The sequence below is a fragment of the uncultured Cetobacterium sp. genome (assembly GCF_947039425.1).
GTDB lineage: Bacteria > Fusobacteriota > Fusobacteriia > Fusobacteriales > Fusobacteriaceae > Cetobacterium_A.
Window position 1 is genome coordinate 1 of the sequence record NZ_CAMQYW010000040.1, and the last position, 10,689, is coordinate 10,689.

General features: G+C 28.5%; 10 protein-coding genes, 1 tRNA gene and 1 riboswitch. Of the genes, 2 read left to right on the plus strand and 9 right to left on the minus strand.

Annotation, left to right across the window (positions count from 1 at the left end):
- A partial coding sequence (locus Q0V09_RS03955; protein WP_297487260.1) for an ATP-dependent DNA helicase RecQ occupies positions 1 to 1,455 on the minus strand: 1,455 nt, incomplete at its 3' end.
- 130 nt (positions 1,456 to 1,585) lie between these two features.
- On the opposite strand from Q0V09_RS03955, the gene mnmH reads away from it, so the two are divergent.
- Both mnmH and Q0V09_RS03965 read left to right on the plus strand, forming a co-directional pair.
- Positions 1,586 to 2,623, plus strand: coding sequence for a tRNA 2-selenouridine(34) synthase MnmH (gene mnmH, locus Q0V09_RS03960; RefSeq protein WP_297406115.1), 1,038 nt, complete (start codon positions 1,586 to 1,588; stop codon positions 2,621 to 2,623).
- Positions 2,589 to 3,158 carry a hypothetical protein gene (locus Q0V09_RS03965; RefSeq protein ID WP_297406114.1) on the plus strand — a complete coding sequence of 190 codons (570 nt, stop codon included), beginning with the start codon at positions 2,589 to 2,591 and terminating at the stop codon, positions 3,156 to 3,158. The genes mnmH and Q0V09_RS03965 overlap by 35 nt, the downstream gene beginning before the upstream one ends.
- Before the next feature lies 1 nt (position 3,159).
- Here Q0V09_RS03965 and Q0V09_RS03970 read toward each other — a convergent pair whose 3' ends face one another.
- From Q0V09_RS03970 to Q0V09_RS04005, 8 genes are all read right to left on the minus strand, one after another.
- Positions 3,160 to 3,726, minus strand: coding sequence for a xanthine phosphoribosyltransferase (locus Q0V09_RS03970; RefSeq protein ID WP_297406113.1), 567 nt, complete (start codon positions 3,724 to 3,726; stop codon positions 3,160 to 3,162).
- 3 nt (positions 3,727 to 3,729) lie between these two features.
- The gene (gene yqeC / locus Q0V09_RS03975; protein WP_297487262.1) at positions 3,730 to 4,995 is read right to left on the minus strand and encodes a selenium cofactor biosynthesis protein YqeC; all 1,266 of its coding nucleotides are present in this window, start codon (positions 4,993 to 4,995) and stop codon (positions 3,730 to 3,732) included.
- Positions 4,996 to 5,003: 8 nt separating this feature from the next.
- Positions 5,004 to 7,256, minus strand: coding sequence for a molybdopterin cofactor-binding domain-containing protein (locus Q0V09_RS03980; protein ID WP_297406289.1), 2,253 nt, complete (start codon positions 7,254 to 7,256; stop codon positions 5,004 to 5,006).
- Complete coding sequence (locus tag Q0V09_RS03985) at positions 7,243 to 7,707, minus strand: 2Fe-2S iron-sulfur cluster-binding protein (protein WP_297406287.1); 465 nt, start codon at positions 7,705 to 7,707, stop codon at positions 7,243 to 7,245. The genes Q0V09_RS03980 and Q0V09_RS03985 overlap by 14 nt, the downstream gene beginning before the upstream one ends.
- Entirely contained in the window at positions 7,708 to 8,505 is a 798-nt protein-coding gene (locus Q0V09_RS03990) for an FAD binding domain-containing protein (protein ID WP_297406285.1), read from the minus strand. It lies immediately after the preceding gene.
- Between the two features lie 24 nt (positions 8,506 to 8,529).
- On the minus strand, positions 8,530 to 9,849 hold the full coding sequence (locus Q0V09_RS03995) for a nucleobase:cation symporter-2 family protein (RefSeq protein ID WP_297406284.1): 1,320 nt from the start codon (positions 9,847 to 9,849) through the stop codon (positions 8,530 to 8,532).
- Between the two features lie 135 nt (positions 9,850 to 9,984).
- Positions 9,985 to 10,082: riboswitch (purine riboswitch) on the minus strand.
- A gap of 76 nt (positions 10,083 to 10,158) precedes the next feature.
- Positions 10,159 to 10,252, minus strand: a tRNA-Sec gene (locus Q0V09_RS04000).
- 28 nt (positions 10,253 to 10,280) lie between these two features.
- Positions 10,281 to 10,556, minus strand: a complete 276-nt coding sequence (locus tag Q0V09_RS04005) for a DUF3343 domain-containing protein (protein WP_297406282.1) — start codon at positions 10,554 to 10,556, stop codon at positions 10,281 to 10,283.
- Positions 10,557 to 10,689: the final 133 nt, after the last annotated feature.

Sequence of the window (10,689 nt, forward strand, 5' to 3'; positions counted from 1 at the left end):
GCTACCGGCACTTTGCTCAAGATACTCTTCAGAAATTAAATAATATATAAACTCTTCTAACCAAGATCTTTTTATATCTTTCATAATTCCAAAAGTGGAAAGTTTATGATATTCTTTTCTTTCACTTTTACTATCAAGTTTTCCCATTAAAATATTTGTTAAAGTAGAAATTCCAATAGATTCTTTAGTTCTACCAATACAAGAGAATACTTTTTGAGCTTCTAATGTTAGAGATTTAATATCTTTGAAATTTTTACAGTTACCACAATTTCCACAGTAGTTTTTTATTCTTTTATCACCAAAATATTTTAAAATATACTCTCTATAACAACTTTCTAATTCAGCATATTCAATCATATTTTTTAATTTACTTCTCTTAGTTTTTTTTAAATTAAGATCAGAATCTTCATTTGAGTTTATTAAAAACTCCTGAGTTGAAATATCTTCATCTAAATAGAGTAAAATAGCTTCAGAAGGAGCTCCATCTCTTCCAGCTCTACCAGCTTCTTGATAATAACTTTCTAAATCTTTAGGGATATTTCTATGGATAACATATCTTACATTTGATTTATCAATTCCCATTCCAAAGGCATTTGTTGCAACCATAATATTATGTTCATCTTTTAAAAAAAGTTCTTGAAAAATATTTCTATCTTCTTCACTTAAACCAGCATGATATTTTGATATTTTTTTAAATCCTTTTAGGTTAAGATAAGCGTATAAACTATCAACTTCTCTTCTAGTAGAGGCATATATTATTCCAGATTTTTTTGAATTTCTTTTTAAAAAATTAACAATAAAAGCTTCAGGAACAATGTTTTTTTCAACTTTAAATGTGATATTTTCTCTATCAAATCCATCAATATAAAAATTAGGATTTATTAAGTTTAATTTATCTATAATATCAGATCGAACTTTTGAAGTAGCAGTAGCAGTTAGAGCTAAAATTTGTGGTTTTTGATTTATTTGTTTTAAAAAATTAGGGATTTCTAAATAACTTTTTCTAAAATCATGTCCCCATTGAGATATGCAATGAGCTTCATCAATTGCAATCATAGATAATTTAATATTTTTTATAAAATTAATAAAATTTGTGTTTATAAGTCTTTCAGGAGCAATATATAAAATTTTAAGTTGTTGGTTTTTAATCTCTTGAAAAAGTTTAATATATTCATCTCTTGTAGTTGTAGAGTTTAAAAATCTTGCATGGACTCCTAACTGATTTAAAGAATCCACTTGGTCTTTCATTAATGATATTAAAGGAGAGACAACAATTGTTAGGTAAGGATATAAAAGAGCTGGTATTTGATAACAAATGGATTTACCACCACCTGTAGGGAGAACACCTAGTGTATTTTTACCAGATAAAACAGAGTTAACAATAAAACTTTGTCCTTTTCTAAAATTGTCATAACCATATATATTTTTTAATAATTTTTTTGCTTGATTTTTCATAGATTCCTTTCTTAAATACAGGGTACTTTCATAAATTTTATCATACTATAGATATTTTTTATATAAATAATGTTTAAATTTTTTAAATTTAATAGTAAAATATAATGAATATAAAAATTAGGAGGAAAAAATGATTTTAGTAACATATGAACAATTGTTAAAAGAAAGAAATTATACATTAATAGACGTAAGAACCCCAAAAGAGTTTCAAGAGGAACCAATTCCAGGGGCTATAAATATACCTTTATTATTAGATGACGAAAGAGTAGATGTAGGAACAGCTTATAAGCAAGTTTCTGCTGAGAAAGCAAAAGAGCTAGGAGTCCAAGCTATTGCTAAAAGATTACCTGAAGTATATAAGGAGGTTCAAAAACATGCTAAGGGCAGACTTGCTTTTTATTGTGCTAGAGGTGGAATGAGAAGTGGATCAATGTCAGCTTTATTTTCAGCATTAGGATTTACCACTTGGAAATTGGATGGTGGATATAGAGCCTATAGAGAGTATATATTAAAAGAGATACCTAAGTTAAATGAAAATGTAAAATATTATGTACTTCATGGGAAAACAGGGATAGGAAAAACAAAAATTTTACAAAAACTAGATAAAAAAGGATACTCTGTTCTTGATTTAGAAAAAATGGCAGATCATAAAGGTTCATTTTTTGGTGGAGTTTGTGAAAAAAGACCTCAAAGTCAAAAAAGGTTTGAATCATTAATTTTCGATTTCTTATATAAAAATAAACCTGAGTATGTTTTAGCTGAAAGTGAAAGTAAAAGGATAGGAAATGTATATGTACCAGACTCTATTTTTAAATCTTTAGCTGAAGCTTCTCATTTGTCTCTAGATACCACATTAGAGTTAAGAGGAGATGTAATTATGGAAGATTATGCTGGAGCTACAAAAGAGGAACTTCAAGAGTGCTTAAATAGAGTTGGAAGATATATAACACCTGCTCTTTTATCTGAGTATACAGATTTATTAAACGAAGGGAAAATAAAGGAACTTTCAAAGATATTAATGAAAGATTATTATGATCCATTATATTTAAAAAGTATTATAAAATATGATTATGATAAAGAAATATTTTACAATTGTATAGACGATGCTGTGGAAAGTGTGGTGGAGTATTTGAATGAAAAAGAAATATATGGGGAAAAAGAAGCATAAAATTTTATTGGTTTTTCTATCTTTAGGAATAGGTGTATTAATATATTTATTATTTAGAAGTAGAGAGTTATTTTATTATCAATTTATTAAATTTTTATCTTTAGATGGAATAATTGATAATGCTAGAAAAGTAGTTTGGACTAAAAGAAAATATATTCCTAATTGGATAATATATTCATTACCAGATGGTTTATGGATGTTTTCTTTAGGTGTTTCTATTTTATATGAACGAATATATTATAGAGAGCTTCAAAAAGTATATAATGTAGTATATTTATCTTTTTTTATTTTTGAATTTATTCAAAGAGAGTATGGAGGACATGGAACAGTTTTAGGAACTTTTGATGAAAGTGATTTATTGTGTTTTACCTTTGGATATTTTTTTGCTTCAATTTTAGGATATTGGAATTGGGAAAGAAATTATAAATATGAAAAAGTAATGTTATATGAAGATGATTATACTTTAGAAAAGAAAAAAACCCTTATAATTATAGTTGTTTTTATAATTATAGGATTTTTTCCAGTGTTAATTTAGTTTATCTCAGTGTAATGGTATTATTTTCAAGAGATTCAATAATAGCAAGGGATTCAAGATGAATTCCTTGTTTTTTTAATATCTCTCCTCCAGGTTGGAATCCCTTTTCAATTGCAATTCCAACACCAGAAACAACAGCACCAGCTTGTTCTACAATTGATTTTAAACCAATGATAGCATTCCCCATAGCTAAAAAATCATCTACTACTAGAATGTTGTCATTAGGTGATAAGAACTCTTTTGAAACAGTAATATTATAATCTTCTTTTTTAGTAAAAGAGTGAACAGTTGCATTATATGCCTCACTCATAGTTGATGGTTTTTTCTTTTTGGCAAAAACCATAGGAACTTTCATAGCATAAGCAACAGCAATGGCAATAGCAATTCCAGATGCCTCAATTGTTAAAACTTTATTTATATTTTTATCTTTAAAACGGTTTTTAAACTCTTCTCCTATTTCCATCATAAGAATAGGATCTATTTGATGGTTAATAAAACTATCCACCTTTAAAATTGAACTGTCTTTTACAGACCCCTCTCTTTCAATATATTCTTTTAGTAATTTCATAATTTAATCCTCCAATGTTTCTAATCTTGTTAGTTCTTCTTGTGTATCTATATCTAAAAACTCTTTTGAGTTATAAAAATAACATTTTATATGTTTGTTAGTTTTAAAAATATTTCTACCTCCAGTATCTCCTGTTAATTTTAACAGTTTTTCAGTGTAACATTTTGGAAACAAAACTGGTGCAGATGGTTGTTCATTAATGATAGGAACAATAATTTCGTTAGTTTCTTCAAAGCTAAAAATTATTTTAATAAGTGTTTTATATGTTAAAAAAGGCATATCTCCTGGAATAAATAAAAATCCCTCTTGAGAGCTATTTTTAACACCAGATATAATTGATTGACTTTGACCTTTTTGTGATAATTTATTATCTATATATGTAAAATTGTATTTTAAAGAGAGATTTTTAAAAAAATAATCTTTTCCAATTAAAAGTTTTTCTTTAAAATAAATTGAATTTAAATTTTTTAAAGTTTGTTCTAGTATACTAAAGCCATTTTTTAATTTAGTATTTAATTTATTTCCATTGAATCTTTTTGAAAATCCAGAAGCTAAAATAATTGGGGTAATATTTTTAAATAGAAAAATTTCTTTTTTAAAAATAGATCCAAAATAAATATTTGAATTAAAATTAATTAAATTAGATATATTAAAAAAATCATGAAATATATCTAAAGTTTCAATTTTATTAAAAAAAAGATAATTTTCTCCAACTGAATTTTTAAAAAAAAGACTACTATCAATATAACGAACAAGATCATTTAGAGAAATTTTTTTATTTTCACTAAAAAATTGTTGTGTATATAATGGTAATCTGTGGATAGTGCTATTGTTTTTTTCTTTATGAATGCATGTAATATCGACAACAGCTATTGTTTTAGTTGAATAGCATGAGATAGATGGCTCGTTGTCTTTCCATCCTTTAAGGGGCTTATTAGAGCTTCCATCAGCTTCTATTAATATGAAATCGAAATTTTTAGATTTTAATATATTAATTTGCTCATCTGTAGCTCTATGGATTTTATTATTTTTAATAAATGGGATAAATATGTGTATAAAATTATCCTGAGGAGAATAATTATTAATCTCCTCAGGATTTATAAAAATCAAGTTATTATCAGATGGCAAAAATATCTTTGTAGTAGTTGTTATAAGAACACTTCCTTTTAGTCGTAAAGTGTTAGCTAGAAAAAACATTAAAGATGTCTTTCCACCTGCTCCAGTAATAGATATAATATCACCTTTTTTTATATTAAATAAATTTTTCATAAGGACTCCTATTGGTTAATAAGCTCCATTAATACTTTTTCAGATGTTATTGGTAAAGATCTTACTCTAACTTTTGATGCTTTATATATAGCATCAGCAATAGCAGGAGCAGGAGTATTTATAACAACTTCACCAATAGATTTAGCTCCAAAAGGTCCTGTAGACTCATAAGAATTTGAGAATTCTACTCTTATATTTTTACATTCTATTCTAGAAGGGATCTTATATTGCATTAATGAATCATTAATTACTTTACCCTTTTTATCATACTGTATATCTTCTAAAAGCGCAAGTCCTATTCCTTGAGCTGATCCACCTTCAACTTGAACTTTGGCTAAATTTGGATTAATTGTTGTTCCACAGTCAACAACAGATAAGAAATCAAGAAGTTCAACCTCTCCTGTAAGAGTATCAACTTCAACTTCAGCAAACCCAGCTATAAAAGGAGGAGGAGACTTTTCACCACCCCAAGTACCTGTAGTTGTAATTTGATTCATTCCTTGAAATGAAACAGATTCTTGAGCAAAATCAGTTAAAGAGATAATTTTATCTTCAACTTTTAAATGCTCACCTAAATATTCAATATTAGATATATCTGTATTATATAATTTAGATGCTCCAAGAAGAATTTCATCTTTCATCTTTGTAGCAGCAAGAATAACGGCGTTCCCAGTAACATAAGTTCCACTAGAAGCATATGCTCCAGGGTCATATGGAGATAGGTCAGTATCAGCAGTATGAATAATAATTTTATCCATAGAAACTTCTAAAACTTCAGCAGCAATTTGTGAAAGGATAGTATCACATCCCTGTCCCATTTCAGTAACTCCAACAAAAAGAGTAAAATCACCTCTATCCCCAAGTTTAATAGTAGCAGCAGCAGTATCAATACCACCTATTCCAGATCCTTGCATAGTAACAGCCATACCAGCAGCTCTAACTTTACCAGGAGTTATTTCTCTAGGAATTGATTTTTCTGTCCAATTAAACTTTTCTTTTCCAATTTCAATACATTTTTTTATATCCCCACTTGTGATATAGTTATTTTCATTAGGTTCAACTAAATTTTTCATTCTAACTTCTGTAGGATCTAAGTTTAACTTATGAGCAAGTTCATTTATTATTGATTCAACAGCAAAAGTTCCTTGCGTTGCACCATATCCTCTAAAAGCACCAGCATTCATTGTGTTTGAATAAACAATATTAGCATTAAACCTCATAGGAACTTTATCATATAGAGGAAATGTTTTATATGAAACAAGGGATGTAACAGTAGGAGCATGTTCACCATAAGCACCAGCATTTGATAAAACATTTATATCTATTGCTTTAATATTTCCTTTTAAATCAGAACCAAGTTTTATATCTAATCTCATAGCATGTCTGGTTGTAGTGCAAGTATGAGTTTCTTTTCTATTATAAATAATTTTAGAAGGTTTACCTGTTTTTAAAGTTACAAAAGCACTATAAATTTCGCATACTGCTGTTTGTTTTCCTCCAAAACCTCCTCCAACTTTAGGTTTTATTACTCTAAGTTTACTTGTAGGCATTTCAAGAGCACGAGCTAAATGTCTTCTTACATGAAATGGGATTTGAGTTGAACTAATAGTAGTTAATCTACCGTGAACATCAAAATAACTATAAGATCTGTATGTTTCCATCATAGCGTGTATTTGTGGTTGTGTATAATAAGTTTTTTCTATAATAATATCACTATTTTCAAACCCTTCATCTACACCAGGTTTTTCAGCATAAGATTTAGATGCAATATTTCTTTCTCTTTCATAACCAATTTCAAAGTTAGTATGAACCTCTTCAGGATGAACAAGAATATCAGAATCAATAGATTTTTCAAAATCTAAAATAGGAGTTAAAACCTCATATTCAACTTTAATAAGTTTCATTGCTTTTTCAGCAGCTCTTTCATCTTCAGCAGCAATAATAGCTACAGGATCACCAACATATCTAACATATTCATCTAAAATTCTTCTGTCATATGGAGAAGGCTCAGGAAAACTTTGTCCAGCAAGAGTAAATTGTGTCTTAGGAACATCATTGTGAGTAAAAATAGCTTCTACACCAGGAACTTTACTAGCTATATTAGTATTTATTGATTTTATTTTAGCAAAAGCATGGGGAGATCTTAAAAGTTTAATAATTAATACATTATTATTTAAAACAAGATCATCTGTATATGTTGGATTTCCAGTTACAACCCCAATTCCATCAATTTTTTTTACAGAAGTATTAACAATTTTCATTTTTAAATACCTCCATAAAATTTCTAATAGCTCTCAGTTGAGAAACATATCCACTACATCTACAAAGATTACCATTTAAGTAGTGCATAATATCTTCATCAGTTGGATTATCTAATTCTTTAATCATAGCAAGAACAGTTAAGGTAAATCCAGGAGAACAAAATCCACATTGCTCTGCTCCCTCATTTGCCATGAAAGTTGCAAATAGTTTTGCTTCTTTTTCATAGAATTCAATAGTAGTAATATTTTTACCATTAGCTCTAGCAGCTAAAGTGCTGCAAGATAAGATAGGAGATCCATCTATTAAAACTGTGCAAAGACCACAGGCACCAGTATCGCAGCCTCTTTTAACACTTAGATATCCAGCATTTCTTAGGGTGTCTAGAAGATACTCATCATCTTTGATAAGTAGCTCTTTCTTTCTACCATTTATAGTTGTAGTTAATAACATTTATTGTAAAACCTCCTGAATTGTTTTTCTAAGTAACGCAGCTAAAAGAAGTTCTCTATAACTTTTGCTTCCTCTCATATTAGAATCAACAATAATTTCATTAGATATAGTTTTCATGGCATCAGTTAATGAATTTTCTAAATTAGAAAAACTATTAATAAGAGACATAGTATTTTTAGCTAAAAGTGCCTTTGTAGGTCTTGATCCAACAGCAATAGTAATTCCTTTTTCTTTAGAATAACTAACAGCCATATTTAAAATAGAGTAATCAGTTTTACTTTTTCGAACACATTTAAATGATGTTTGTAGTTTAACTTTTGGAATTAAAATTTCTACTAAAATATCTTTTCTTATATTTTGTTCTTCTAAAAAATTTTCTAAAGAAATTTCTCCGAAATTAAATAGTTTTACTTTGGCATTTAAAGCTAATAAAGCAGGAATTAAATCGGAAAATCCATACTTACTAAAAACAGTAGCTCCAACTGTTACATTTGATCTAAATTGAACACCAATAACATCTTTTAAAGCAGTATTAAAAATCTCTCCAAAATATGTTTTTAAAAGAGGATTAATTTCAAGATCTCTAAAAGTTGTCATAGCCCCAAGAGAGATATAACTATCATTTTCAGAGATATATCTAAGGTTTAAGTTAGATATATCAATAGCTGTATTCCAGTTAGTATTTCCCATTCTTAAATAAGAAGTACCTCCTAAAATAATATTTTTTTTATTCTTTATTAGTTCTACATAGGCCTCATCAAGAGATTGTGCTAAAAAATATTTTGAAAAAGAAAACAAGTTAAAACCTCCATTTATAAAAAATTAAGCGACTTCCTTAGATAGGACTTTGTCGTCTTTTGGTAAAATTAAATTAAGTATAACAGCAATACTTCCTGAAACAACAATACCAGATCCACCAAATATAAGTCTGATACTTTCAGGGAAAATAGCAAGGGCATCAGGGACATTACCAAGTCCATATCCTAAACCTAAAGAAACAGCTAAAATAACAGCGTTTCTTCCAACAAGTGGTTCTTTTGTAATTAAGTTAATTCCACTAATAGAGATCATGGCAAAAACCATAACTAAACTCCCCCCAATAACACTTGCAGGAACGATTGTGAAAAGAGCTCCAATTTTAGGAATAAAAGCACCAACAATTAAAAACATAGCTCCAGTTGCAACAACAAATCTACTCATAATACCAGTCATAGCAATAATTCCTGTATTTTGACTAAAAGATGTAGTTGGTAAAACAGAGAATAAAGCAGCAAAAGCACTTCCAAGTCCATCTGCAAGGATTCCACCTGATAGTTCTTTATCAGTTGTTTCTCTTCCAGCTCCCCCCATTGTAACACCAGACATATCTCCAACAGTTTCAACTGCTGAAACAATAAACATTAAAATCATAGCTAAAATTGCATCTAAGTGGAAAGAGAATCCAAACATAAAAGGTTTTGGTATTGTTAGGTAATCTGCTTGCATTAGTGGTGTAAGATTTACCTTTCCTAAACATAAAGCTAAGATAAAACCAACAATAGTTCCAATAAAAATTGAACCAGTACTTAAAATTCCTTTAGTAAACTGCTTAAAGAAGATCACTGTAACAAGAACAACAAGGCCGATACCTAAATTCTCAGCAGATCCAAAATCTTTAGCTCCAATTCCACCAGCAAAGTTTTGAATACCAACTGGAAGCAAAGATAATCCAATTGAAAGAACAACAACACCAGTTACAATTGGTGGGAAAAATTTTCTAACTCTTTTAATAACTAATCCAAGTAATCCTTCGAAGATACCACCAATTAGAGCAGCTCCTAAAACACCTTCAAATCCATATTTAGTTCCTATAGAAATAGCAACAGGAACAAAAGCAAAACTAGTTCCAACAACAATGGGAAGTTTAGCACCAATAGGTCCAAGAGTATAAGCTTGAATAAGAGTATTAAGTCCAGCAACGAGCATAGAAGCTTGAATTAAAAGAGTTTTTTGCTCTGGAGATATTCCTAAAACACCAGCGACTATAATTATAGGGGTAATATTACTAACAAACATAGCTAAAATATGCTGTAATCCTAAAGGTAGTGCTGTTTTTAGTTCTGGAACTCCGTCTAAGTGGTATGGTGATTTGTTTTTCAACATGATAAATAATCCTCCTAAAATTTTATTCAAATTTTACTCAAATATATGGATTAGTAAATAGTAGAAAACAAAAAAAGATTATCTTTTTTCATCTTCATACAAGTGAAAAATAGATAATCTTAAAAATTACAATTAAAATCTATTTATTTCACTCATAGTGGTTAATTTAAGGTTAACCGTAGAAACTTCCGACCATATTTCGGATATATATGAGTATATTTTATTGAACTTATAATACTATATTTTTACTTAAAAGTCAAATGTAAATACGAAAAAAAAACTCCTAAAAAAGGAGTTTAAAATCATAATTGGCGGAAACGTATAGGAATCGAACCTACCAGCGATTTAACTCGCCAAGACAGTTTTGAAGACTGCTGAGTACACCAGTAACTCATCCGCTTCCAATTATAGATTGATTATAGCATATTTTTTTAAAAAATAAAAGCATTAAATTTTTTTTTGAATCCAGTTTTTTCACAAGAATAAAATTGATATAAATTGTCTTTAATTTCATTACTTTTAAGTATATTAAGAATAGATTTAGCATCTTCTATATTGCCTTTAATAGAGAGACCACAACTTGCTTTTAGTTCTCCAGGTAGTGGGATAACTCTAATGTCTAAACTATGATCGAGTAAAAGTTTTTCAACTTTCATAACTAAATGTGTAGAATCAATTGTTAAAATTAAATAATTTTCGGATTTCATTAGGGTTTAATCACCTTATTAGCGCTTAGTTGCTTAGTTACAATATTATACATATTAGTTGTGCTTCCCACAGATAATTTATCTTCTAAATTATAGAAATTAATACAAGCTCCACAAGATAAAATTTCAACGC